Source organism: uncultured Litoreibacter sp. (assembly GCF_947501785.1).
Classification (GTDB): domain Bacteria; phylum Pseudomonadota; class Alphaproteobacteria; order Rhodobacterales; family Rhodobacteraceae; genus Litoreibacter.
Map to the genome: position 1 here is coordinate 3,291,323 of NZ_CANMXB010000001.1, position 22,324 is coordinate 3,313,646.

A 22,324-nucleotide genomic window follows, 5' to 3' on the forward strand; every position below is an offset into this window, starting at 1 on the left:
CCTGCTTGTATGGGGGTGTAGTTACTTTTGTGTCTGCCCTGTGCGGCAGAGAGTCGGGGGATGTTTATGAAGAGGATGTTGTCAGGGTTGTTGGCGTTCGTGTTGGCGGTTCCGCCTTTGCTCGGGTCCGTTCAGCGAAGTGACGCAAATACCATTGCCTGCGGGCAGGTCTACACGGTTGGCCGGGGGGACACGTTAAGCGGGATCAGCCTGCGGTCTTACGGGTCCCTTTTGTACCAGCCGATTTATACCGCGAATGTCGATACGATTGGGACCAATCCCGACAGGATTCAGGTTGGGCAAAGGCTGACCATACCTTGCCTGACCCCGACGACGGCCGCTGCCGATCAGATCGCGCCGGTTGAGGGGCAGCTGATCTTCACCTTCAACAAAGCCTCCGCCCCGCCGTTCATCATCAATAGCGGGATTGTCGATAAGTACCTCGCCGAAATCGCCGAAGTGACCGATGGGCGGGTGACCTTCGTGGACCCCGACGTGATGAACCGCGACCACGCGGCGCAGCTGGGGCTGGTGACATCCGGCCAGGTTGATGGCGCTTATGTGCTGAACTCCCATCTGGCGGCGTCGCACCCGCTGCTACAGCTTCCCATGGAGCCGATGTTCGGCGGCTCTGCCGAGCAAACGGCGGTGTCGCTGTGGCGGCTCCATGCGCGGTACTTTGCAGAAACGAACTACTTCGACGACGCCAAGTTGCTTGGTTTCATCTCCTCCCCCGCGGCCCATATCTGGCGCGACGGCGCGGTGCCTGTCACCGCGGATGAAGGCATCGCTGACAAGAACCAGTACGAGGTCCCCTATTTCAGCGGTCTCGACACACGCGGCCCGGCCAAGATGCGCGCAGAGGTCGCGGCGTGGGCGGCCAATTACGGCGCGCAGAATGACGAGCCGCCTACCTTCTTCCTGGCGCATGGCGCGGCCATTGCCTTGGGTATCTGGGACGAGACCTCTAGCGTCGAGGTGATGGAGGTCGATAACGGGCTCTATACGCCGACCTTCTCGGTCGTCTTGTCGAACGAGGCTTGGGCAAAGATATCGCCGGCCGATCAGGAGGCCATTCTGGAGGTGTCAGGCGAGGCGCTCGCAAACCGCTCCGCTGCCTGGGACGCGTTCGACAACTCCTTCCGCTCCCGGATGCTGGATCTCGGGCTGGTGTTTGAAAAGGCGGGGAAACCGTTGCTGAACGATTTGTTCCTCAGCTCGCTTGACGATCTCAAAGTCTGGAGCGCAAGCGCCGAGAGGTTGGGCATCCCCGCCAATGAAGCGTTGAAGTTCTATCTGACAAACCTTCATTCGCTGAAGGACCGGCTGATCTACCGGGCGCCGGAGGTGGATGTGGAGCAACACCCGTTTGTAACCGGCGACCTGTAACGCCGGGCCGCATCCCGCAATACACAAAGGGGGCCGCATCGGAAACGATGCGGCCCCCTCTCTTTATTCGCCCCGGAACCCTTATTCGGCTGGATGGACCTGGGAGTTGGGCCTCCAGGCTTCCGCGCGTTTGCGGTCCCGGTCCGAGGCGATCAGGGCGCGGACCTTTTCGGCCTCTGCCTGAGTTGCGCGTTCGCGCAGCTGCTCGATGGTCTCCGCCATCTTATCGAGTTGGTGTTTTGTGCTTCCGGTATCGCTGAGCATCTGCTGGCGCGCGACCCAGAAGCCGAGGCCGCCTGAGGCCACCATCGCGCAAATCAAAATGATGAACTGGATAAAACTGGAAATCACTGGCTATGGTTCACTTCTTCAAAGACCACGAATTCTACGCGGCGGTTCAATTCTTCGTCCGAGCTGTCGCCTTGCGCCGACGGTGAGCGCGCGCCAAAGCCCACCGGCTCAAACTTGCTGGTGTCGACGCCAAGTGCCGCCAAGGTGGCCACGGTGTTGTCGGCCCGCTGCCAGCTCAGCGCGAGGTTGATCACGTCCGAACCGCTGCTGTCCGAGTGGCCGGTCACATGGATCAACGCGCCGTCACAGGCTTCTGCCATGCGGCCGATCTTGCGCAATGTGGGCAGTTCGCTGCCCTGCAACTCGGCGCTGCCGCTGGAAAACAGGATGGACTGCTGGCCTGCAAATTCGCGGAGGTCCGCGATGCAATCGGTACCTGCCGCTGCGACTGTCGCTGATGTTGGCGTCAGATTTGACACAACAACCGTTTCTTCGGGCGTGGCGCTGGGTTGAAGCCCGCCGTCTACCGCCAAGGACCTGATTTCCTCAAGGCCCAGGTCGAGGTCTGGCTCGGGTTGTACCTGTGTCGCTGCCGCAAGCTCCGTGGTCGCTGTTGCTGGCTGCCTAACCCGCGGGGTAAAGCCTATCAGCTCCTCCACTTCGTTCAGGTCGAGCAGCTCCAGATTTCTGCCCGCGTTTTGCAGGATCGCGAGCCGCGCGGCTTCTATTCTGGGATCCTTCTGGCGGGTGTTGTCTGTCAGTTGCTCCACCTCGCTCAGGTCCAGAAGTTCGAGGTTTGTCCCCGCGCTTTTCAGGATGGCCTGGCGCGCCGCCGCTATTTCCCGCTCGGCGCGGGAGATGAGGGCTTTCTGGGTGCCGTCGGATTGTGTCAGCACCAATGCCGGGCCGGATGCCGAGGCCGTCGTGGAGTTTGCGGGCCCGCGCACCGCGTCCAACCCGATCCAGGCGAGAGCGCCGACGGCGACAAACGATACGGCACCAAGCGTGACTGCGGCGCGGGCACGTTGCTTGGCCATGGCCACCGGGCACGGTTCATTTCCTATTGGTGTCATTAGTCCCCCTCGTCCCGCACAAACATAAAACTGGCGTGCGGAGTTAATTTTAGTGTTGCCGACCCCCTCGAAGTGCAGCTTGCGGTGGGGCAGAAATCCAACGCAAAAGGGTGGCAAGATACCGCCTATGTTAGGTTGGCTTATCTTGTGGATAAAACCCCCAAAGTGACTGCATTTTGCGATTTTCTGAAACTGTGATTCGAAAGACTCACATCTGAAAATTGACGAGTCTTTGCAGCATCTTAGCGTGCCGGTTTTGCGCGTTTCTTGCTGCGCTTGCATTCGGCCCGTGCGACAGATAGCAGACATTGACTGTTTTAGAGGGGCCGTCATGGACGATCTGAAGGCAAAATATCTGGGTCAAATCGCGGACGCATCGGACGAGGCCGCGTTGGAAACCATCCGCGTCGCCGCCGTCGGCAAAAAGGGCGAGATCAGCCTGAAAATGCGTGAGCTGGGCAAGATGACCCCGGAGGAGCGCCAGGTCGCGGGCCCGGCGCTGAACGCGCTGAAGGATGAGGTGAACTCTGCCCTTGCCGCCAAGAAGGCTGGTCTTGCAGATGCCGCGTTGGATGAGCGGTTGAAAACCGAGTGGCTGGACGTCACGCTGCCGGGCCGTGGCAGGCCCGCCGGGACCATTCACCCGATCAGCCAGGTCAGCCAAGAGGTCCAGGCGCTGTTTGCCGATCTGGGCTTCTCCGTCGCCGAAGGACCGCAGGTTGAGGACGACTGGCACAACTTCGACGCGCTGAACATTCCGTCCCACCACCCCGCCCGCGGGGAAATGGACACGTTTTATATGCACCGCGACGAAGGCGACAACCGCCCGCCGCATGTGCTGCGCACCCATACCTCGCCGGTGCAAATCCGGTCCATGCTGGATCACGGCGCGCCGCTGCGCATCATCTGCCCCGGCCGCGTGTATCGCGCGGATTATGACCAGACGCACACGCCCATGTTCCATCAGGTAGAAGGGCTGGCCATCGACACCGATATTTCCATGGCCAACCTGAAATGGGTGCTGGAAGAGTTCGTCAAAGCGTTTTTCGAAGTGGATGATGTCGAGCTGCGCTTCCGCGCCTCGCATTTCCCGTTCACCGAGCCGTCAGCGGAAGTCGACATTCGCTGCAGCTGGGACAATGGCCAGCTGAAGGTGGGCGAGGGCGACGACTGGCTCGAAATTCTTGGCTCAGGCATGGTGCACCCGAAGGTGCTGGAAGCGGGAGGTATCGATCCCGCCAAGTGGCAAGGCTTTGCCTTCGGTGTGGGCATCGACCGTATCGCCATGCTGAAATACGGCATCCCCGACCTGCGCGCCTTCTTTGACAGCGACCTTCGCTGGCTGCGCAATTACGGGTTTGCAGCGTTGGATCAGCCCGATCTGGCGTCCGGCCTTAGCCGCTAAGCCCCAACTCTCCCGCGATCTCGCGGGCGGTTTCGTATAAGGCGTATTCCTCGACCCAATGGGCCCGCAAGGCGGCCTCTGCCTCAGCGCTGAGCGCGGGAGCGGGCGAGGGGGCCGCGTGCCGTTTGGGCTTGGCCGGCAGGTCGAAGGCCTCCACCCCCAGCCGCGCCATAAAGGCGGATAGGTGCGTGTCCAGGTCCGGCAGGTCCACGCAGGCCGCGATCTGGGGTTTGCTCATCCGCAACGCCTCGGGGCTGATCAGGTAGGTGGCCAGATTGGATTTCAGGTGCTCGATGGCGTCAAAGGCGAAGATGGCCGCGGATTTCAGACGTTCGTCGCGCGAGGAGAGGGCAAGCGCCAACTCCTCGGCTGTGTCGAACCAAAGGTAGGCGGCGGCCTCCTCCGCGCTCCAATTGTATTGGTAGGTAGGCCGACCCTGCCGCCTGCGCGAATAGAAGGCGGACACAAAGCGGGCCGTGGGGCAGCGAAAGGTGAAGGCCAGTTGCCGCGCGTCGCCAAAGCTCTCCAACGTGTTGGTCAGGGTGGCGGAGTGGCGCAGCAGTTTGATGGGTCTGGTCCACCGGTTGCGGTTATGGCGCAGCACCGACCGCACATAGCTGCCGCCGGTCTTTCCGATATGCAGCAGGCAAAGTGGCGGGGTGTCAGACATGACGCGGCACCTTAAGGACAGAGGATCCTAAGGTGCCGCTCATTTGGAGGGTATTCAAGTCGTCTTTTATTTGGTCAGCTGACAAACCGGCTTGAACAAGCCGCTGCAGCTCAGGTCAGTGATGTCGACCGTGCCGGCCGAAATCGAATGTGACGTACCGTCGACGGTTATGATCGCAACGGCCATTGCAATGGACATGGCCGCGACGGAAGGGCGGAAAACGGCGGCGACGATGTTTGTCAAAAACGTAGTCATCTTCTGTACCTCAGAAACCGAGAATCATTAACAAGTGCCCCACTTGTGCCTCTTTTGGTGCCTAAATGTGGCGGGATTAAGGCATGGTTGCTGAAACCTTAAGATCTCTGCGTCGCGGCATTTGGGCTGAGGCCCCTTTCGCTTATGACGATGATGCGGTAGCACCAGCGCTGACCCAAAATGCTCCGAATTAAGGCAAACCGATGAAGTTCACCCTCTCCTGGCTCAAAGATCACCTCGACACCGAGGCGTCCGTTGATGACATCCTTTACGCGCTGACAGACCTGGGTCTGGAAGTGGAAGGCGTCGAGAACCCGATGGACCGTTTGGGCGACTTTACCATCGGCTACGTAAAGAGCGCCGAGAAGCACCCCGACGCCGACAAGTTGCGGGTGTGTCAGGTGGAAACCGACGAGGGCGACACCCAGATCATCTGCGGCGCGCCGAACGCGCGAGAGGGCATCAAGGTGGTCATCGCCAAGCCGGGCGTCTACGTGCCGGGCATTGATACCACCATCGGTGTCGGCAAAATCCGCGGCATCGAAAGCTTCGGCATGATGTGTTCCGAGCGGGAGATGGAACTGTCGGACGAGCATGACGGTATTATTGAACTTGCCTCTGGCGAGGTCGGGCAACGGTTTGTGGACTGGCTGGCGGAGCATGACCCGTCGAAAGTCGACACGATGATCGAGATTGCGATCACCCCGAACCGCCCCGATGCATTGGGCGTGCGCGGCATCGCGCGCGATCTGGCGGCGCGTGGCTTGGGCGTGATGAAGGTGCGGGACACCGACCCTGTTGAAGGCACGTTCAAAAGCTCGATCAACGTGACGATTGACGACGACACTCTGTCTGGCTGCCCGGTTTTCTACGGTCGGGTTATCAAAGGCGTAAAGAACGGCCCCAGCCCGCAATGGCTGCAGGACTGTCTAAAGGCCATCGGGCTGCGCCCGATCAACTTCCTCGTCGATGTGACCAACTTCTTCACCTACGACCGCAACCGCCCGCTGCACGTGTTTGACGCAGATACCGTCAAGGGCGATTTGCGGGTGCACCGGGTTGAGGGCGGCGAAACGCTCGTGGCGCTTGATGACAAGGAATACACGTTGCAGCCCGGCATGATGGCGATCAGCGACGACAATGGCGTTGAAAGTATCGCGGGCATCATGGGCGGCACGCCCTCGGGCTGTTCGGATGACACGGTGAACGTCTTTCTCGAAAGCGCGTTCTGGGACCCGATTGAAATTGCCCATACAGGCCGCAAGCTGAAGATCAACTCGGATGCGCGTTACCGGTTTGAGCGGGGCGTTGACCCCGAATTCACGCCCGTAGGGCTGGAGCATGCGACCCGGATGATCTTGGATCACGCGGGCGGCGAAGCGTCAGAGGTGGTTGTCGCGGGCGCGGTGCCCGACCATTCGCGCGCCTACAGGCTGGACACCGACCGCGTGCAGTCGTTGGTGGGCATGGACATCCCCGCAAATGTGCAGCGCAAGACGTTGGAAGACCTCGGCTTCACCTTGGATGGCGACATGGCCAACGTGCCGTCCTGGCGTCCCGACGTGCAGGGGGAGGCCGATCTGGTGGAGGAAGTCGCGCGGATCGCCTCGCTGACCAAACTGGTCGGCAAGCCGTTGAAGCGCACCAATGTCGGCGTGCCGCGCCCGATCCTGACGCCGATGCAAAAACGCGAACAGGCCGTGCGGCGCACGATTGCGGCGCTGGGGTATAATGAATGCGTGACCTACTCCTTCATCGACGCGGCATCTGCCGAGATGTTTGGCGGCGGCACGGATGCGTCCAAGCTGGAAAACCCGATCAGTTCGGAAATGAGCCATATGCGGCCCGACCTGTTGGCGGGCCTGCTGCAGGCGGCTGCGCGCAACCAAGCGCGCGGCTTCAATGATATGGCTTTGTTCGAAGTTGGCCCCGCCTTCAGCGGCGGCGAACCGGGTGAGCAGCACGTGCTGGCCTCTGGTCTGCTTGTAGGCCACACCGGCCCCAAGGACGTGCATGGCGCGCGGCGCGCGGTGGATGTGTATGACGTGAAGGCAGACGCCGAAGCGGCCTTGGCCGCAATGGGCGCACCGGCGAAATCGCAGATCCTGCGCGGCGCGGACGCGTGGTGGCACCCGGGGCGGCACGGCAAAATCTGCCTCGGCCCCAAGAAGGTGCTGGGCGTGTTCGGCGAAATTCACCCCAAGGTGCTGGCCGCGATGGATGTCAAAGGCCCCGCGATGGGCTTCACGCTCTATCCGGCAGAGGTGCCGTTTGCGAAATCCAAATCCACGGCGCGGGCCGCGTTGGAACTGCGCGACTTGCAAGCCGTGGAGCGCGACTTCGCCTTCGTGGTGGACGCCGATGTCGAGGCGCTGACGCTGGTCAACGCGGCAGCGGGGTCCGACAAGGCGATGATCGAAGACGTGCGCGTCTTTGACGAATTCATCGGCGGATCGCTGGGGGAGGGCAAGAAGTCCCTCGCCATCACCGTGCGCATCCAGCCGACCGAAAAAACCCTGACCGACCAAGAGATCGAGGCGCTCGCCGCCAAGGTCGTGGAGAAAGTCACCAAAGCAACAGGCGGCGTTCTGCGCGGCTAGAGGAGTATCGACATGGGGCTGAACGTATATCTATCCGGCGAAATTCACACGGATTGGCGGGACCAGATTATTGACGCCTCCAAAGGTTTGGATGTGACCTTCAACAGCCCCGTAACGGACCACGGCGCGTCGGATGATTGCGGCGTAGATATTCTGGGGGCCGAGGACCAGAAATATTGGCACGACCACAAAGGCGCGATGGTGAACGCCATCCGCACCCGCAAGGGGATTGCGGATGCCGACGTGGTCGTGGTGCGCTTTGGCGAGAAGTACAAACAGTGGAACGCGGCGTTTGACGCAGGTTACGCGGCGGCCTTGGGCAAGTCGCTGATTGTTGTGCATGGCGACGACCACCAGCACGCGCTGAAAGAGGTGGACGCGGCGGCTTTGGCGGTGACGGATGATCCGCTGAAAGTGGCCGACATCTTACGCTACGTTTTGACCGGCAAGCTACCGGGGTAGTTGCGGGGGCTGGGGTAGCCTCGATAGGCTGACCCCATGGCATATGATTATGTGATTGTTGGCGGCGGCTCTGCGGGCTGCGTGATGGCGTCTCGGCTGAGCGAGGACGCTGGCGTGAGCGTTTGTCTCATTGAGGCAGGCGGTTCCGGGCGCGGCATCTTCGTGCGGGCACCGGCGCTGGTGGCAGGGATGATTTCCGGCAGGCCAAAGATCAACAATTGGGCGTTGCAGACCGAACCGCAACCGGGGCTAAATGGGCGGCGCGGGTTCCAGCCGCGCGGCAAGGCGCTGGGCGGATCGAGCGCGATCAACGCGATGCTCTATGTGCGGGGGCACCCGTCGGATTACGATCAGTGGGCCGATCTGGGGGCGGATGGCTGGGACTGGAACAGCGTGCTGCGGTATTTCAAGAAGTCCGAAGGTAATGCCCGTGGTGCGGATGATCTGCATGGGGTTGATGGGCCGCTGCAAGTGGGCGATCAGGCCGAGCCGCGCCCAATTGCACATGCGTTTATCGAGGCGGCAGCGGAGACGCAGCTGCGCCGGAACGATGATTTCAACGGGCCTGAGCAGGAAGGCGCAGGCCTTTATCAGGTGACGCAGCACTATAGCGGCGCTACGAAGGGCGAGCGGTGCTCTGCAGCGTCGGCCTATCTGACGGATGCGGTGCTGGCGCGCGGCAACCTGACGGTGATGACCAAAACGCAGGTGGACCGCGTTGAGGTTGAGAATGGTCGCGCCGTGGCGGTGCGGTTGCGCCGCGGGGCGCGGGTGGAGGCGACGCGGGAGGTGATTCTGTCCGCAGGCGCGTTCGGCTCGCCGCATCTGTTGCTGCTGTCGGGCATCGGCCCGCGCGATGAGCTGGCGGCGCATGGGGTGGAGGTGGTGCATGAGCTGCCCGGCGTTGGGCAGAACCTGCAGGACCACCTGGATTACATCATAAGCTACCATTCCAAGCGGTGTGACGTGGTCGGGCTGAACCCGCGCGGGTTGTGGGATTTGGGCAAGGCCGGTTTGAAGTGGCGCAAGACGGGCACGGGGCTGTTTGCCTCGCCCATGGCGGAGGGCGGGGCGTTCTTCAAGTCGGACCCTGCGTTGGACAAGCCGGACCTGCAGCTGCATTTCGTGGTGGGCATCGTCGACGACCACATGCGCAAGATCCATCTGAAGCACGGCTATTCCTGCCATGTCTGCGTGCTGCGGCCCGAAAGCCGGGGCGCGGTCGGGCTGAACAGCGCGGACCCGCGTAAGGCGCCGCGGATTGATCCGGGATATCTGACCGACGCGCGGGACCTGCATGTGATGATGAAAGGCGCGCGGGCGATGGAGACGATGCTCGAGGCGACACCGCTGGAGCCTTGGCGCGGCAAACGGCTCTACCCGCATGATGGCAGCGACGCGGCGCTGGAGGCGGATATCCGCGCGCGGGTGGACACGATTTACCATCCCGTTGGCACCTGCCGGATGGGGCGCGACGAGACGGCGGTGACCGACCCTGCGGGTCGGGTGCATGGCGTGGACGGCCTCAGGGTGGTGGATGCGTCGCTGATGCCACGGCTGGTGGGGGGCAACACCAACGCGCCGACCATCATGATGGCGGAGAAGATCGCGGATGGGATGCGCTAGCGGCAGTTTCTCGAAGAGAAACTGAAGCCAGAGTTTCGGGGAAACTCTGGCACCGTTGCGCATAGAAAGACCCGCGCGGCTTGGGGAAGCCGCCCGAACAAGGGGTTTCTCAAGTTGGGAATGTTAGGGAAGGCGGCGCCGCCGATATGGCCCGTGCCGGACGGGATTTTACCCCGCACCCTATCGGGGGCCCTCGCCCCCGGCTTTCATCGATGATCGCAAGGTGATCCCCAATAGGTGCCCGGCTTGATTGCCGGACGGGGACCCTGAACCACGTTTTTGACGTCGATCGGGGGTGTATCCCGTTCGGGTTAGCGAAACCTTAGGCCACCGTGCGCAGGATGCGCGTCTTGCGCATCACTCGCGCGGCGGGGTGACCAGACCGACCTTAACGGCAGGGCGCTCAAGGAAACGGTCGAGATAGGCCACAAGGTTGGTGTGGTTGTCCCAGCCGACGACCTCTTTGGTGCCGTAGAAGTCCAGCGCGCGCAGCCACGGGGCAATTGCGATGTCGGCGATGGAAAACTCTCCGGCGATCCAGTCCTTGCCCTCCAGCTCCTTGTCGAGCACCGCCAGCAGTCGCTTGGCCTCGTCGATGTAGCGCTGTTGGGGGCGTTTGTCTTCCCACTCGCTGCCTGCGAATTTGGAGAAGAAGCCGAGCTGGCCCAGCATCGGGCCAAGGCCCCCCATCTGGAACATCAGCCATTGGGTGATATGGGCCTTGTCGGTGGCGGTTTTGCCGATCAGCTTGCCGGATTTCTCGGCCAGATAGAGCAGAATTGCGCCGGATTCGAAAATACCGATAGGGCCGTCAGGCCCGTTCGGGTCGATGATGGCGGGAATTTTGTTGTTCGGGTTCAGCGACAGGAACTCGGGGCTTTTGACATCGGCATCGGACAGGGTGACCTTATGCGCCTCGTAGGGGATGCCCATTTCTTCAAGGGCGATGGACACCTTCACGCCGTTTGGCGTCGGAAAGGAATACAGCTGCAGCACAGACGGGTCGGCGGCAGGCCATTTTTGCGTGATCGGAAAATCGGAGAGTGTGGTCATGGGGGTAGCCTTTCATGGGTCTCCATCAACTTAGGGGGAATCAAAGAATAAAAAACCGCTGTTGTTGTTGAAAAAAGTGCTAAGAACCGTGCGCAGACGCACCCAAGAAGAAAAAGGTGCGCCCAACAGAGAGACAAAAGGACAACAAATGTTAAGCGAATTCAAAGACTTCATCGCCAAGGGCAATGTTATGGACATGGCCGTTGGTATCATCATCGGGGCGGCGTTCACGGCCATCGTGACCTCGTTGGTCGGCGACCTGATCAACCCGATCATCGGGCTTGTGTCCGGCGGCGTCGACTTCACGAACAAATATATCACATTGGCGGGTGAAGTGGCCGCAGGCACTTCGCTGGAAGCCGCACGCGAAGCCGGTGCCAACGTCTTTGCCTGGGGCGCCTTTGTTATGGCCGTCATCAACTTCCTGATCATCGCATGGGTCGTTTTCATGCTGGTGCGCTATGTCAACAAGGTCAAAGCCGCCGCCGAAGGCCCTGCGGAAGAGGCCGTGGAAGAAGAGGCCGGCCCATCCGAATTGGATGTTTTGCTGGAAATTCGGGACTCTTTGGCCAAAGGTTGAGAGACGCGAACGTCGGATGGGCTGAGATTCGGCCCATCCACCCCTCGCGGCGAGAGGCTATTTTGCCTCAGTTGCGCCGCACCGCACACCGGCCATTTCGGCTGAGACCACATTTTAGACGACTGGCTTACTTTATGATTTTTTACGCGAAAGGATTTTTAGTATGGCATTTGAACCCGCTGTTATGGACGCAATCAACAAAAAGGCAGATGACCTAGGCTGGCCTGCCCGCGCATTCGCGGCCGTCGTCGAGGTTGAAAGTGGCGGCAAAGCCTTCAGCACCGTGAATGGCAAACGACTGCCGCTGATCCTGTACGAATACCACGTCTTTTACCGCAATCTGCCACGCCATCAGCGAGACGAGGCGGTTGACCGCGGGCTGGCCGCCCCGCGCTGGGGCCAAATCCCGTACAAGAAAACCCAATCCGCGCGATACGCGCAGCTCGACCGGGCGAAATCAATCAACAGCGAGGCGGCCTATATGGCGTGCTCTTGGGGTGTCGGCCAAGTTCTGGGGGAGAATGCGTCCTGGCTGGGGTTCGGCTCTGCCAGGGAATTGGCGGAAACCGCCATGTCCGGCATTGAAGGCCAGCTTGAGTTGATGGTGCGTTTCATCAAGAAGCGCGGGCTGGTGGACGAACTCAAGGCGCGCGACTGGCGCGGCTTTGCCCGGATCTACAACGGCTCTGGGCAGGTGGATCACTATTCACGGCTGATGGCGCGCGCCTACAAGCGGCTGGGCGGCGCGATGCCCGCGGGCAGCGACCTGGAGGACGACGTGATCCTGCGGCTCGGCTCAAAGGGGGACGCGGTGTCCGGCTTGCAGCAGAACCTACGACGGCTGGGATACCACCTGATCATCGACGGCGACTTTGGGCCCGCGACCAAAACCCAAGTCATCGCCTTTCAGCGTGACAACGGGCTGGTCCCGGACGGGATCGCCGGGCCCAGCACTCTGGCGCGGTTTGAGGCGCTGCTGGGCCGCGACGTGATTTCCGAGCTTTAGGCTCCGAACAGGACGATATTCGACACGCCGCTGCCTTGGCGCAGCGCATGTGTGTCTTGCAGGTCCGGGTCATTGTGCCAGGCCATGGCCGCGTCGCGGTCGGGGAAAGCAAGGATCGCGGCGAGCGTCGGGACACTCATGTCCCCCTCCAACACCACCAATTCAGGCGACGCCTGAATGACGGTGCCGCCATGTTTGGCCAAGGCATCCGCACCTTTTTCGCGATAGGCGGCCATTTTTTCGGGGTTGGTTACGTGAATATAGGCAACGGCGTGTATGGTCATTTGGGCGTGCTCCTGTGTTGTGGTGCCAAGGAGATACGGCGCCGGCGGGGTGATGAATACCGCTCAACATTGCGCTTTCGATGTGCGATACTGCACAGGCTATGCTGGATTGGAATGACCTCAGATACGTGCTTGAAACTGTCCGCCAAGGCGGGCTGAGCGGTGCCGCGCGGACCTTGAAGGTGAACCACGCGACCGTGTCGCGGCGGATTGCAGCGGCAGAAGCCGCGATGGGTGCGCGGCTCTTTGACCGATTGCCGGGCGGCTATCGGCCGACCGATGCGGGACTGGAAGCAGCGCGGGCGGCAGAGCAGATGGAACAATCCAGCACTGCGTTAGGCCTGTCGATCGCGGCCCGAGACCGGCAATTGCGCGGCACGCTGAAGATCACCGCGCCGCAGCTGATGGTGGAACGCGTGCTGGCCCCGATCCTGCTGGATTTCCGGGCCGCGCAACCGGAGATTGACGTCGAGGTTGTTGCCACCAATGAGGTTCTGAACCTCGCGCAGCGCGAGGCCGATGTCGCGTTCCGCTTTGGCACCGCGCCGTCGCCAACTTTGGTGGGCGTGCGCATGACCGAACAAAAGGCCGCCGCCTATGTCGGGCTGGCGCAGTTGGAGCGGCTGAAAGCCGACCCATCCCTGCCACTGGATTGGATAAAATTCGCCCATTGGCCGGGACTGCCGAAGGAGATCACCTCGGTCTGGCCGCACCGCCGTGTGACGCTGGTGGTGGATGATATGATCGCCGCCATCGGCGCAGTGCGCGCGGGCATCGGGGCGACCCGCATGGCCTGCTTTCTGGGCGACACCGACCCCGAATTGGCGCGACTGCCCCGGGTGGCGCTATTTGACTACGCGCCCATCTGGCTGCTGACCCATCCCGACCTGAAGGACGTGCCGCGGGTGGCGGTCTTCATGCAGTTCGCCGCCGCCCGCATCCGCAAAATGCGTCCCTTCTTCGAAGGCCAGAAGGGCTAACCCTTCAACGCCAGCTGCGGCGAGATCACGTCAATGCCAAGCGCCTTACCAACCGCGTAATATGTCAGCTGCCCCGCATGCACGTTCAGGCCGTTGAGCAGATGTTCATCCTCCTCGCAGGCCTGCTTCCAACCCTTGTCGGCCAAAGCCAGCATGAACGGCATGGTCGCGTTGCCCAGCGCGATGGTGGAGGTGCGCGCAACCGCGCCCGGCATGTTGGCGACGCAGTAATGCATGACGCCGTCCACCTCGTAGATTGGGTCCTTGTGGGTGGTGGCCTTCGAGGTTTCAAAACAACCGCCCTGATCAATCGCCACATCCACCAGCGCCGCGCCGGGCTTCATGGTGGAAAGCTGCGCTTTGCTGATCAGCTTGGGCGCTTCGGCCCCCGGGATCAGCACCGCGCCGACGACCATGTCGGCCTGCGTCGCCAGCTCCGCGATATTCCCGGCAGAGGCGTATTGCGTCTTGAACACCCCGCCAAACACATCATCAAGGTAGCGCATGCGGGGCAGGGACCGATCCAGAACGGTCACATCCGCGCCCATGCCGGCGGCGATTTTGGCCGCATGGGTGCCGACCACACCGCCGCCGATGATCATGACGCGCGCGGGCCCCACGCCGGGCACCCCGCCCATCAACACCCCGCGCCCGCCATTTGCCTTTTGCAGCGTCCACGCGCCGACCTGCGGGGCCAGACGGCCCGCGACCTCTGACATCGGAGCCAAAAGCGGTAAGCCGCCGTTGCGGTCGGTGACCGTCTCATAGGCAATCGCCGTGCAGCCGGAGGCCAGCAGGTCCCTGGTCTGCTCCGGGTCCGGCGCGAGGTGCAGGTAGGTGAACAGCAACTGGCCCTCGCGTAGCATCTTTCGCTCCCCCGGTTGCGGCTCTTTGACCTTCACGATCATGTCGGCCTTGGCGAACACATCCGCTGCACTGCCGATGATTTCCGCCCCTGCCGCGACGTAGTCGTCATCCGTGAAGCCGGACCCTGCGCCGGCCTGCGTCTCGATCAGGACCTTGTGGCCATGGGCCGTCGCCTCGCCCGCGGCATTTGGCGTCATGCCGACGCGAAATTCCTGCGGTTTGATTTCCTTGGGGCATCCGATGATCATTGGGGGGTTCTCCAGCGTGACATGTTTTGTTGACGGTAAGCCGGGGCGGACGGGATATTTGTGAAATGACATGCCCTTGTTTTCGCTAATATGACTAATTATTCGAATTTCAACCGACAAGTTCGAAGGAAACGTCATGTACAATGAGATCGACGAAACAGACGCCCGCATCCTGACCGTTTTGCAGAAGCGGGGCCGCATCTCTAACGCCGATCTGGCGGAGAAGGTGAACCTGTCCGCCTCCGCCTGCCACCGTCGGGTCGCTCGGCTGGAGCGGGAGAAGATTATCCGCGACTATGTGGCGCTATTGGACCCGCGCAAGGTGGACCGCCCGACGACCGTGTTTGTGGAGATCACGCTGAGCGGGCAGGCCGACGAGGTGCTGGACGCGTTCGAGCGCGAAGTTGCCCGCGTGCCGGAGGTGCTGGAATGCCACCTGATGGCGGGGAGCGCGGATTACCTGCTGAAGGTGGTGGCGGCTGACACCGAGGATTTCGCCCGCATCCATCGCCGGTCCCTTGCGCGGTTGCCGGGCGTGGCACAGATGCAGTCCAGTTTTGCGCTGCGCACAGTGTTCAAAACGACCGCCTTGCCGATTTAGCCCAGCAAGTACCCCAACCCGAAGAACACCGCCGCCCCGCCCAACATGGCACGCACCACGCCTTTGGTGGTGTAGCCGATGACGACCGTGACGACCGCAGCCGCCAGCCATTCAAGGCTGATCTCGCCCCCCTCGGAGGCGGGCCACAGCACCAAGGGGGCCACCAGCCCCGGCAAAATCGCGACCGAGGTGTAGCGCAGGTGGCGTAGCACCCAGGGCGGCATCGGGCGCTTGCCGATGATGCCGAGGAACGAGAACCGCACCAGAAAGGTCCCGACCCCAAGGGCCGCGATGATCCCCCAAATTTGCCCGTCGGTGTAGTTCATTGCGTCCGCCTTTCGACCTCGGCGCCTGCCATCATGGCGCAGACCGCCGCGATCAGCAGGCCAAGGTTCAGCGGCACCCAATAAAGACCCAGCGCTAGGATGATTGACACCAGCGCCGCCACAATATGCGCGCGCGTGCGCAGCGCCGGGGCCACCATTGCCAGAAAGGCGATGGGCAGGATGAAGGCCAGGTCAAACTCCGCCGGTATCTGGTCGCCGACGACCGCGCCCAGATAGGTGAAGCCGAACCACAGGGGGCAAATCGGAGTGGACACCCCCGCGAAATAGGCCAGCTTCTCGGGCAGGGTCATGTCTGGCCGGTCCTCATATTCGGCGTTGGCCATCACATAGCCCTGATCCACCAGAAAGTAGGAGATCACGGCCCGCTGCCACATCGGCGCGGCCCCCAGATGCGGGGTGATGGAGGCCGAATACATCGCCATACGCAGATTAACGGCAAGCGCAGAGATCAGTACCACCACCACCGGCGCGTTCTCCGACATGAATTGCAGCGCCGCGAATTGCGACGCGCCGGCCACCACCAGCACTGAGAACCCCATGACCTGGCTCAAGGGTAACCCCGCCTCGGTCGCCACGACGCCGAACAGCATGGCAAAGGGGATGACCACGATCACAAAAGGCAGCGCCCGCGTAAGTCCTAGCCAGTAAGTCGTTTTCGAGGTGGAAGAGGTCATGCGCCCGCCCTATGATCTGTCTTGGCCCGCAAGGGACCTCAGGGCGGAGGGAAGGTCAAATGCCAAATCGTGATAGCGCCTATTTGATTGCGCCATCCCCCGCGCGGGACGGGCTGACGCGCGGGGTGACCGGCGTGGACCATCAGGGCGAAACCCAAGACATCCGTGTGGTCGAAGAACGCCCGCTGACCATTTTCCTGAATTCCCGCGAAATCGTCACCGCCATGACCATCGGGGACTACCCCGACTATCTGGCGCTGGGCTTCCTGCGCAATCAGGCGATGCTGACAGATGCGGATGAGGTCACCGGCATTGAGTATGACGAGGAGCTTGGCGTCGTGGTGGTGCGCACCACCGTGGAGACCGACCATGAGGAGAAACTCGCGAAGAAAACCCGCACCTCCGGCTGCGCGGTCGGCACCGTCTTTGGCGACATGATGGAAGAACTTGAGGGGCTGACGCTGCCCGATGCGCAGGTCAAAACATCCGATCTTTACGCCTTGGCCGCAACGATCAACACCACGCCCAGCCTCTATCTGGAGGCCGGTGCGATCCATGGCACGGTGCTCTCCCAAGGCGCGCGGCCATTGGTCTATATGGAAGACGTGGGCCGCCATAATGCCGTCGACAAGGTGGCGGGCTGGATGCAGGCCGAGGGCGCAAGTGCCGCCGACAAAACGCTTTACACCACGGGGCGTCTGACCTCGGAAATGGTGATGAAATGCGCGCTGATGGGCATCCCGGTGCTGGCCTCGCGCTCGGGCTTCACGGCCTGGGGTGTCGAGTTGGCGCAGCAGGTGGGCCTGACGCTGATTGGCCGGATGCGCGGGCAGCGGTTCATGTGCCTGTCCGGCGCGGACCGGCTGGTTTGGGACGCGGACCCCTCGGCTGTGGCCGACGATCCCAAACGCGCCCGCAGAAAGAGCGCTACATGACAGTTTCATCTTGGCAAAAATATGCCCCCCGGAGGGCCCGCTAAATGCAGCAACCCGCGGGTGTAATTCTGGCAGGCGGCCAATCGCGCCGCATGGGCGGCGGCGACAAAGGGATGCTGCGCCTTGGCGGGCAGACCCTGCTGGAGCGCGTCACCGAAAGGTTGGAGCCGCAGGTGGCAGAGCTGGCGCTGAACGCCAATGGCAACCCCGCCCGGTTCGGCACCGCGCTGCCGGTGGTTGCAGATAGTATCGACGGCTTTGCGGGTCCATTGGCGGGCGTGCTGGCCGGCATGGACTGGGCCGCCTCACGTGGCCACAGCCATATCGTCACCGCCGCCGCCGACACGCCGTTTTTTCCCTGCGATCTGGTGCCGTATTTGATGCTGGCGGCGGAAACCGCCCCTATTGCTTTGGCGGCCACGCCGGACCCGGAACGGGGCATGTCGCGCCACCCGACCTTCGGGCTATGGCCAGTGGACCTACGCGACGACCTGCGTGCCGCGCTAGAAGATGGCGTGCGCAAGGTGGTGCAATGGACCGACCGGCATGGCATGGCGCTGGCCGAGTTCGGGGTCACGCCGTTTGACCCGTTCTTCAACGTCAACACGCCGGATGACATGGCGCAGGCGGAGGCGTATCTGGCATGAAGGTTTTCGGCGTCACCGGCTGGAAGAATTCCGGCAAAACCGGTCTGATGGAGCGGCTGGTGGCGGAGTTCGTGTCACGTGGCCTGACCGTTTCGACCCTGAAACACGCCCATCACAGCTTTGACGTGGACCGCCCCGGCAAGGACAGTGACCGGCACCGGGTCGCGGGCGCGCATCAGGTGTTGCTATCCTCGTCCAACCGCTGGGCCCTGATGACCGAGCTGCGCGGGGCGGATGAGCCGCCTCTGGCAGAATTGTTGGCGAAATTGTCACCGGTCGATCTTGTGCTGGTAGAGGGCTACAAACGCGACCGGCACCCCAAGATCGAGGCGCATCGCGGCGAGACCGGCCAGCCGCTGATTGCCCCGGGCGACCCCACGATCCGGGCCGTCGCCAGCGACGAGGAACTTCCTGATCTGGACATCCCTGTGATTGATCTCGATGACACCACCGGCATTGCCAATTTCATCGCGGGGCAGCTGGAATTATGAGCCTGTTTGACACCTATATCATGGTCGACTGGTCAGGCGGCAACGACGCGGGACCGACCCCCAGAAAGGATGCCATTTGGGCCTGCATCGCGCGGGGCGGAGTGACAGAAACGCCGGTCTATTTGCGCAACCGCGAGGTGGCGGAGACGTGGCTGACAGAAATGATCGCTGACGAGATTGGTGCTGGCCGGCGCGTGTGCGCGGGCTTTGACTTCCCCTTCGGCTATCCACGGGGCTTTGGCGCGGCGCTCACCGGTTCGAACGATCCGCTGGCCTTGTGGGACTGGTTCGCGGACCACATCGAGGACGCGCCGGAGGGCAACAACCGTTGCCAGGTGGCCTCGGACATTAATGCTTTACTTGAAGGGGTTGGCCCGTATTGGGGCAACCCGTACCCGACCCGGGACTTCGCACATTTGCCCCGCAAGGGGCTGGCGCGCAGCAACCGGGACTTCCCGGAGAAACGTGCTGTTGAAGAACTGGCCAAGGGCAGTTTTACCTGTTGGCAGTTGTCAGGTGCGGGGGCCGTGGGCTCTCAGGTGATGATGGGGCTGCCGGTGCTGGCACGGCTGCGTCACCGGTTTTCAGGTCAGGTCGCGGCCTGGCCGTTTGAGGTTCTGGACCGCCCCGTGGCACTTGTTGAGATCTGGCCGTCCCTGATTGCCGGCGCGGTTGCACGGGACATGCGCGCGGGCGAGATCAAGGACGCCGCTCAGGTCCGGGTGCTGGCAGGCGCCGTTGCGCGGCTGGATGCGAAAGGCGCGTTAGAGCCGCTGTTGCGCGCCGGCACGGCGGGCGACCGCGAGGGGTGGATTTTGGGCGTGGGTTTCGAGGCGCAGCTGGAACGGGCCGCGACGGGAGAGGTCTATGCCTGACAAAGCCCTTCCCAACGACTGTTTTGCCCTGCCGCAAGGCGTGGATTGGACGCCAGTGGACACCGCCTTGGCGGCTTTGCGCGAAGCGTTGGGGCCTGTTGTTTCGCGCGAAGCGCTGCCCGGAGCAAGCGCCCTTGGTTCGATTTTGGCGGAAGATTTGGTGGCCGTGCGATCGAATCCTCCTGCGGCAAACTCGGCAATTGATGGCTACGGGTTTGCCTTTGACACCATGACGGATGACATGCCCTTGGTGTCAGGTCGCGCTGCGGCAGGCGCGCCGTTTGAGGGCGACTTGCCGGCAGGGTCTGCCATCCGCATCCTGACCGGCGCGGTGCTGCCTGCGGGGGTCGACACAGTGGTTATGCAGGAAGAGTGCGAGTTGCTGGAAGGCAACCGCGTTCGGTTTTTGGCGCGGGTGAAGCCGGGGCAGAATACCCGGGAGGCAGGCGAAGACGTGCGACAGGGGGATGTGGCATTGCCGGCGGGGCGACGGTTGCGGCCGCAGGATCTGGCTTTTATCGAGGCTTTGGGCGTGGCGCGGGTCACGGTGTTCGCACCGCTGCGCGTTGGGGTTTTGTCCACTGGGGACGAGTTGGTTGCGGCGGCACAGGATGTGCGCGCCGAAAAGACCTTTGACGCCAACAGGCCGATGTTGCTGGCGCTGGCCAAGGCCTGGGGGCACGCGCCGGTTGATCTGGGGCATGTTCGTGACGACCGTAAGGTCTTGAAAGAACGCCTGAATCAAGCGGCGGAACAATGTGACGTGGTGCTGACCTCGGGGGGCGCGTCGGCGGGGGATGAAGATCATGTCTCGGCGCTTTTGTCCTCGGAAGGGGTGTTGACCCATTGGCGGGTGGCGATAAAACCAGGTCGACCGCTAGCACTGGCGGTGTGGGATGGGATTCCGGTTTTTGGTTTGCCGGGGAACCCGGTGGCGGCGTTTGTATGCAGCTTGATCTTTGCGCGCCCCACCCTGTCCTTGATGTCCGGAGGCGGCTGGCTTGAGCCGCAAGGCTTTGATATTCCTGCGGCTTTCAGAAAATCCAAGAAGGCCGGGCGGCGTGAGTATTTGCGGGCGCGTGTCACGGCTGAGGGTCGCGCGGAGGTGTTTGCCTCTGAAGGATCGGGCCGCATCTCAGGGTTATCCTGGGCCGATGGGTTGGTCGAATTGGGAGATGCGGCGCGCGACGTCAAGGAGGGCGATCTGGTGCGCTATATTCCGTTTTCCAGCTTCGGGATCTGAGCGTCTAGAAAGCGTGGAGACGCCGTATAGAAAACGTCTAAATGATTGTGCGGCTGCGCCGCGCGCGAGGATTTGCGTTCTTGGGGAGGTTCCCTCCCCGCCACGCGGGCATCCCCTGGAGCATATTTCCGGCAGAAAGAATGCGGGATTTAGTCGAACGTGCCTGCGACGCGACCCAGAAGCATGAAGGCGCGGGCGGTGCGGGTGTCGGCGAGGCGGGTGATGTCCTCATCCGTCGCAACCTCGGCAAATTTTGCAAAAGTGCGGTCGAACTGGCGCAGGAAATGGTGCACCGCGTCGCGGAAGACCGGGTCGGCGCGCATCCGGCCTGAGGTCAGCGCGAGGCCGGAGCGGTCATGGATGCCGCCAATGCCCGAAATTTCGACGCCGCGCTGGCCTTGCGCGAATTTGCGCCACAGTTCTGGCCGCGACCGGTCGGGGGTCAGGTCATCCATGTAGATGCCGTCATGGCTGAGCAGGGTGAGCACGTCTTGGCTGGCGCGCACCAGCTTGCCGGAATTCGTGTCTGCCAGTGCGCGGCGCAGCTGGCGGAACCCCTCGGCGTCGTTTTCGTTTTCGGGGAAATTCAACCCGCCGATGAAATCCTCCACGGACAGCGCCGGCGCGAGTGACGCGGCGGGTGTGCCGAGCGCCAGGCCCGGTTGGCTGTCACCTTTGGGCACGCCCGGCTGGATCAGCGCAGGCTGCGCTGTGGTGGTGGAAGGCAGCCGGTTATCGCGGGTCGTTGCAAAAGTCGCGATTGCCGATTCAGTTTGCTTCTGGCGGGCGACGATTTCGTCGAGCTTCTTTTCCACGGCAGGTTTGACGCCAATGGGTGTGGTCTGCGCCTGCGTGATATAGGCGTTGCGCATCGCATCAATGGCGGCCTGCAAGCGGATGCTTTCCTCGCGCATGATTTTGGCGGTTTTGACCACGGTGGAACCGATCCAGATGAGTGCAATGGGCAGGAAGACCGCCAGCATCGACAAAACGAAGCTGGCCTGCGTGCCTTCTTCCGCTGGCGGGCGCAGGAAAAGGAAATAGATCAACACGCCCAAGAGCCAGACCGCCGACAGAGCGATGGCAATCAGATCGGCGGCCATCAGGCCGCGATCCGGGCGCGCATATGCGCCCAGGCTCATCGGTTTGCCGCCACCACCGGGCAGGCCCGTTTGGGACTGCTGGGGCGGGATCACCTCTTGGCTGGTCTGGTCGCTCATTGCCGGTCTCTCAGAGTTAGACGTATTTCACTTCTAGCACTTCGTAGTCTTTCGTCCCACCGGGGGTTCTGACCTCGATGCTATCGCCCTCTTCCTTGCCGATCAGGGCGCGGGCCAGCGGCGAATTTATGTTCAGAAGGCCGTTATGGATGTCGGCCTCTTGCTCGCCGACAATTTGATAGGATTTTTCTTCCTCGGTGTCTTCGTCGATCAGCTTCACGGTCGCGCCAAACTTGACGGAGCCGGACATGGTTGACGGATCGATGACCTGCGCCAGCCCGATCATGCCTTCTAATTCTTTGATGCGGCCTTCGATGAAAGACTGCTTCTCCTTGGCGGAGTGATATTCGGCGTTTTCCGACAGGTCACCATGTTCGCGTGCCTCGGCAATGGCCGTGATGATGGCGGGGCGTTCCACCACCTTGAGGTTCTTCAATTCCGCGTCGAGGGCCTTGAAGCCGCGCGGTGTCATTGGGATTTTGTCCATTTGGTTTTACTTCTT

Annotated in this window: 25 protein-coding genes; 14 read left to right on the plus strand and 11 right to left on the minus strand. The window is 62.2% G+C overall.

Features of this window, described 5'->3' with window-relative positions:
- Positions 1 to 66: 66 nt before the first annotated feature.
- The gene (locus Q0899_RS16375) at positions 67 to 1,389 is read left to right on the plus strand and encodes a LysM peptidoglycan-binding domain-containing protein (RefSeq protein WP_299194193.1); all 1,323 of its coding nucleotides are present in this window, start codon (positions 67 to 69) and stop codon (positions 1,387 to 1,389) included.
- Between the two features lie 81 nt (positions 1,390 to 1,470).
- On the opposite strand, the gene Q0899_RS16380 is transcribed toward Q0899_RS16375, so the two are convergent.
- Together Q0899_RS16380 and Q0899_RS16385 are read right to left on the minus strand one after the other, a co-directional pair.
- Entirely contained in the window at positions 1,471 to 1,740 is a 270-nt protein-coding gene (locus Q0899_RS16380) for a hypothetical protein (protein WP_298295765.1), read from the minus strand.
- Positions 1,737 to 2,753, minus strand: coding sequence for an OmpA family protein (locus Q0899_RS16385; RefSeq protein WP_299194194.1), 1,017 nt, complete (start codon positions 2,751 to 2,753; stop codon positions 1,737 to 1,739). Before Q0899_RS16385 ends, Q0899_RS16380 begins: the two co-directional genes overlap by 4 nt.
- 331 nt (positions 2,754 to 3,084) lie before the next feature.
- Between Q0899_RS16385 and pheS the strand changes: the two genes are divergently transcribed.
- Positions 3,085 to 4,158 (plus strand): phenylalanine--tRNA ligase subunit alpha, encoded by a 1,074-nt coding sequence (pheS, locus tag Q0899_RS16390; RefSeq protein ID WP_298360384.1) that lies wholly within the window; start codon positions 3,085 to 3,087, stop codon positions 4,156 to 4,158.
- Here the strand turns inward: pheS and Q0899_RS16395 are convergent.
- Complete coding sequence (locus Q0899_RS16395) at positions 4,148 to 4,828, minus strand: hypothetical protein (RefSeq protein WP_298360382.1); 681 nt, start codon at positions 4,826 to 4,828, stop codon at positions 4,148 to 4,150. The two genes, pheS and Q0899_RS16395, sit on opposite strands and share 11 nt — an antisense overlap.
- Before the next feature lie 66 nt (positions 4,829 to 4,894).
- Complete coding sequence (locus Q0899_RS16400; protein ID WP_298295773.1) at positions 4,895 to 5,083, minus strand: hypothetical protein; 189 nt, start codon at positions 5,081 to 5,083, stop codon at positions 4,895 to 4,897.
- A 203-nt stretch (positions 5,084 to 5,286) separates the two neighbouring features.
- On the opposite strand from Q0899_RS16400, the gene pheT reads away from it, so the two are divergent.
- From pheT to Q0899_RS16415, 3 genes are read left to right on the plus strand one after another with little or no spacing between them, the layout of a single operon-like run.
- Positions 5,287 to 7,683, plus strand: a complete 2,397-nt coding sequence (gene pheT / locus Q0899_RS16405) for a phenylalanine--tRNA ligase subunit beta (RefSeq protein WP_299194195.1) — start codon at positions 5,287 to 5,289, stop codon at positions 7,681 to 7,683.
- Positions 7,684 to 7,695: 12 nt separating this feature from the next.
- The gene (locus Q0899_RS16410; RefSeq protein WP_298295777.1) at positions 7,696 to 8,145 is read left to right on the plus strand and encodes a YtoQ family protein; all 450 of its coding nucleotides are present in this window, start codon (positions 7,696 to 7,698) and stop codon (positions 8,143 to 8,145) included.
- Positions 8,146 to 8,181: 36 nt separating this feature from the next.
- Complete coding sequence (locus tag Q0899_RS16415; RefSeq protein ID WP_299194196.1) at positions 8,182 to 9,771, plus strand: FAD-dependent oxidoreductase; 1,590 nt, start codon at positions 8,182 to 8,184, stop codon at positions 9,769 to 9,771.
- A gap of 357 nt (positions 9,772 to 10,128) precedes the next feature.
- On the opposite strand, the gene Q0899_RS16420 is transcribed toward Q0899_RS16415, so the two are convergent.
- Entirely contained in the window at positions 10,129 to 10,824 is a 696-nt protein-coding gene (locus tag Q0899_RS16420) for a glutathione S-transferase N-terminal domain-containing protein (protein WP_298295781.1), read from the minus strand.
- A 148-nt stretch (positions 10,825 to 10,972) separates the two neighbouring features.
- On the opposite strand from Q0899_RS16420, the gene mscL reads away from it, so the two are divergent.
- Positions 10,973 to 11,404, plus strand: coding sequence for a large conductance mechanosensitive channel protein MscL (gene mscL, locus Q0899_RS16425; protein ID WP_298295783.1), 432 nt, complete (start codon positions 10,973 to 10,975; stop codon positions 11,402 to 11,404).
- Positions 11,405 to 11,567: 163 nt separating this feature from the next.
- Positions 11,568 to 12,410 (plus strand): N-acetylmuramidase domain-containing protein, encoded by an 843-nt coding sequence (locus Q0899_RS16430; RefSeq protein WP_298295785.1) that lies wholly within the window; start codon positions 11,568 to 11,570, stop codon positions 12,408 to 12,410.
- Here the strand turns inward: Q0899_RS16430 and Q0899_RS16435 are convergent.
- On the minus strand, positions 12,407 to 12,694 hold the full coding sequence (locus Q0899_RS16435; protein ID WP_298360374.1) for a DUF1330 domain-containing protein: 288 nt from the start codon (positions 12,692 to 12,694) through the stop codon (positions 12,407 to 12,409). The two genes, Q0899_RS16430 and Q0899_RS16435, sit on opposite strands and share 4 nt — an antisense overlap.
- Before the next feature lie 80 nt (positions 12,695 to 12,774).
- On the opposite strand from Q0899_RS16435, the gene Q0899_RS16440 reads away from it, so the two are divergent.
- On the plus strand, positions 12,775 to 13,674 hold the full coding sequence (locus Q0899_RS16440) for a LysR family transcriptional regulator (protein ID WP_298295789.1): 900 nt from the start codon (positions 12,775 to 12,777) through the stop codon (positions 13,672 to 13,674).
- Here the strand turns inward: Q0899_RS16440 and ald are convergent.
- The gene (ald, locus tag Q0899_RS16445) at positions 13,671 to 14,789 is read right to left on the minus strand and encodes an alanine dehydrogenase (protein ID WP_299194197.1); all 1,119 of its coding nucleotides are present in this window, start codon (positions 14,787 to 14,789) and stop codon (positions 13,671 to 13,673) included. The two genes, Q0899_RS16440 and ald, sit on opposite strands and share 4 nt — an antisense overlap.
- A 136-nt stretch (positions 14,790 to 14,925) precedes the next feature.
- Here ald and Q0899_RS16450 point away from each other — a divergent pair, with 136 nt between their 5' ends.
- Positions 14,926 to 15,390 carry an Lrp/AsnC family transcriptional regulator gene (locus Q0899_RS16450; RefSeq protein WP_298295793.1) on the plus strand — a complete coding sequence of 155 codons (465 nt, stop codon included), beginning with the start codon at positions 14,926 to 14,928 and terminating at the stop codon, positions 15,388 to 15,390.
- Here the strand turns inward: Q0899_RS16450 and Q0899_RS16455 are convergent.
- Together Q0899_RS16455 and Q0899_RS16460 are read right to left on the minus strand one after the other, a co-directional pair.
- On the minus strand, positions 15,387 to 15,716 hold the full coding sequence (locus Q0899_RS16455) for an AzlD domain-containing protein (protein ID WP_298295795.1): 330 nt from the start codon (positions 15,714 to 15,716) through the stop codon (positions 15,387 to 15,389). The two genes, Q0899_RS16450 and Q0899_RS16455, sit on opposite strands and share 4 nt — an antisense overlap.
- The gene (locus Q0899_RS16460) at positions 15,713 to 16,411 is read right to left on the minus strand and encodes an AzlC family ABC transporter permease (RefSeq protein WP_298295797.1); all 699 of its coding nucleotides are present in this window, start codon (positions 16,409 to 16,411) and stop codon (positions 15,713 to 15,715) included. The genes Q0899_RS16455 and Q0899_RS16460 overlap by 4 nt, the downstream gene beginning before the upstream one ends.
- 59 nt (positions 16,412 to 16,470) lie before the next feature.
- On the opposite strand from Q0899_RS16460, the gene Q0899_RS16465 reads away from it, so the two are divergent.
- From Q0899_RS16465 to glp, 5 genes are read left to right on the plus strand one after another with little or no spacing between them, the layout of a single operon-like run.
- Entirely contained in the window at positions 16,471 to 17,346 is an 876-nt protein-coding gene (locus tag Q0899_RS16465) for a formate dehydrogenase accessory sulfurtransferase FdhD (protein ID WP_299194200.1), read from the plus strand.
- A 44-nt stretch (positions 17,347 to 17,390) separates the two neighbouring features.
- Positions 17,391 to 17,993 carry a molybdenum cofactor guanylyltransferase MobA gene (gene mobA / locus Q0899_RS16470; protein ID WP_299194202.1) on the plus strand — a complete coding sequence of 201 codons (603 nt, stop codon included), beginning with the start codon at positions 17,391 to 17,393 and terminating at the stop codon, positions 17,991 to 17,993.
- Positions 17,990 to 18,484 (plus strand): molybdopterin-guanine dinucleotide biosynthesis protein B, encoded by a 495-nt coding sequence (gene mobB / locus Q0899_RS16475; protein WP_298295802.1) that lies wholly within the window; start codon positions 17,990 to 17,992, stop codon positions 18,482 to 18,484. Before mobA ends, mobB begins: the two co-directional genes overlap by 4 nt.
- Positions 18,481 to 19,359, plus strand: coding sequence for a molybdopterin guanine dinucleotide synthesis (locus Q0899_RS19430; RefSeq protein WP_366942109.1), 879 nt, complete (start codon positions 18,481 to 18,483; stop codon positions 19,357 to 19,359). The genes mobB and Q0899_RS19430 overlap by 4 nt, the downstream gene beginning before the upstream one ends.
- Positions 19,352 to 20,602, plus strand: a complete 1,251-nt coding sequence (gene glp, locus Q0899_RS19435; RefSeq protein WP_366942110.1) for a gephyrin-like molybdotransferase Glp — start codon at positions 19,352 to 19,354, stop codon at positions 20,600 to 20,602. The genes Q0899_RS19430 and glp overlap by 8 nt, the downstream gene beginning before the upstream one ends.
- Before the next feature lie 149 nt (positions 20,603 to 20,751).
- On the opposite strand, the gene Q0899_RS16485 is transcribed toward glp, so the two are convergent.
- Together Q0899_RS16485 and greA are read right to left on the minus strand one after the other, a co-directional pair.
- Positions 20,752 to 21,822: a hypothetical protein gene (locus tag Q0899_RS16485; RefSeq protein ID WP_298295808.1), complete on the minus strand. Its 1,071-nt coding sequence runs from the start codon at positions 21,820 to 21,822 to the stop codon at positions 20,752 to 20,754.
- 16 nt (positions 21,823 to 21,838) lie between these two features.
- The gene (greA, locus tag Q0899_RS16490) at positions 21,839 to 22,309 is read right to left on the minus strand and encodes a transcription elongation factor GreA (protein WP_298295810.1); all 471 of its coding nucleotides are present in this window, start codon (positions 22,307 to 22,309) and stop codon (positions 21,839 to 21,841) included.
- Positions 22,310 to 22,324 lie beyond the last annotated feature (15 nt).

What these genes read in the sequence shown, in the direction of transcription:
- mobB (WP_298295802.1), top strand. Translation starts at nt 17,990, where the DNA reads ATGAAGGTTTTCGGCGTCACCGGCTGGAAGAATTCCGGCAAAACCGGT.
- Q0899_RS16415 (WP_299194196.1), top strand. Translation starts at nt 8,182, where the DNA reads ATGGCATATGATTATGTGATTGTTGGCGGCGGCTCTGCGGGCTGCGTG.
- Q0899_RS16385 (WP_299194194.1), bottom strand. Translation starts at nt 2,753, where the DNA reads ATGACACCAATAGGAAATGAACCGTGCCCGGTGGCCATGGCCAAGCAA.
- Q0899_RS19430 (WP_366942109.1), top strand. Translation starts at nt 18,481, where the DNA reads ATGAGCCTGTTTGACACCTATATCATGGTCGACTGGTCAGGCGGCAAC.
- Q0899_RS16450 (WP_298295793.1), top strand. Translation starts at nt 14,926, where the DNA reads ATGTACAATGAGATCGACGAAACAGACGCCCGCATCCTGACCGTTTTG.
- Q0899_RS16485 (WP_298295808.1), bottom strand. Translation starts at nt 21,822, where the DNA reads ATGAGCGACCAGACCAGCCAAGAGGTGATCCCGCCCCAGCAGTCCCAA.
- Q0899_RS16400 (WP_298295773.1), bottom strand. Translation starts at nt 5,083, where the DNA reads ATGACTACGTTTTTGACAAACATCGTCGCCGCCGTTTTCCGCCCTTCC.
- pheT (WP_299194195.1), top strand. Translation starts at nt 5,287, where the DNA reads ATGAAGTTCACCCTCTCCTGGCTCAAAGATCACCTCGACACCGAGGCG.
- Q0899_RS16395 (WP_298360382.1), bottom strand. Translation starts at nt 4,828, where the DNA reads ATGTCTGACACCCCGCCACTTTGCCTGCTGCATATCGGAAAGACCGGC.
- Q0899_RS16440 (WP_298295789.1), top strand. Translation starts at nt 12,775, where the DNA reads ATGTGCGATACTGCACAGGCTATGCTGGATTGGAATGACCTCAGATAC.
- mscL (WP_298295783.1), top strand. Translation starts at nt 10,973, where the DNA reads ATGTTAAGCGAATTCAAAGACTTCATCGCCAAGGGCAATGTTATGGAC.
- ald (WP_299194197.1), bottom strand. Translation starts at nt 14,789, where the DNA reads ATGATCATCGGATGCCCCAAGGAAATCAAACCGCAGGAATTTCGCGTC.
- Q0899_RS16460 (WP_298295797.1), bottom strand. Translation starts at nt 16,411, where the DNA reads ATGACCTCTTCCACCTCGAAAACGACTTACTGGCTAGGACTTACGCGG.
- glp (WP_366942110.1), top strand. Translation starts at nt 19,352, where the DNA reads ATGCCTGACAAAGCCCTTCCCAACGACTGTTTTGCCCTGCCGCAAGGC.
- Q0899_RS16375 (WP_299194193.1), top strand. Translation starts at nt 67, where the DNA reads ATGAAGAGGATGTTGTCAGGGTTGTTGGCGTTCGTGTTGGCGGTTCCG.
- Q0899_RS16435 (WP_298360374.1), bottom strand. Translation starts at nt 12,694, where the DNA reads ATGACCATACACGCCGTTGCCTATATTCACGTAACCAACCCCGAAAAA.
- Q0899_RS16410 (WP_298295777.1), top strand. Translation starts at nt 7,696, where the DNA reads ATGGGGCTGAACGTATATCTATCCGGCGAAATTCACACGGATTGGCGG.
- Q0899_RS16465 (WP_299194200.1), top strand. Translation starts at nt 16,471, where the DNA reads ATGCCAAATCGTGATAGCGCCTATTTGATTGCGCCATCCCCCGCGCGG.
- Q0899_RS16420 (WP_298295781.1), bottom strand. Translation starts at nt 10,824, where the DNA reads ATGACCACACTCTCCGATTTTCCGATCACGCAAAAATGGCCTGCCGCC.
- mobA (WP_299194202.1), top strand. Translation starts at nt 17,391, where the DNA reads ATGCAGCAACCCGCGGGTGTAATTCTGGCAGGCGGCCAATCGCGCCGC.
- Q0899_RS16430 (WP_298295785.1), top strand. Translation starts at nt 11,568, where the DNA reads ATGGCATTTGAACCCGCTGTTATGGACGCAATCAACAAAAAGGCAGAT.
- pheS (WP_298360384.1), top strand. Translation starts at nt 3,085, where the DNA reads ATGGACGATCTGAAGGCAAAATATCTGGGTCAAATCGCGGACGCATCG.
- greA (WP_298295810.1), bottom strand. Translation starts at nt 22,309, where the DNA reads ATGGACAAAATCCCAATGACACCGCGCGGCTTCAAGGCCCTCGACGCG.
- Q0899_RS16455 (WP_298295795.1), bottom strand. Translation starts at nt 15,716, where the DNA reads ATGAACTACACCGACGGGCAAATTTGGGGGATCATCGCGGCCCTTGGG.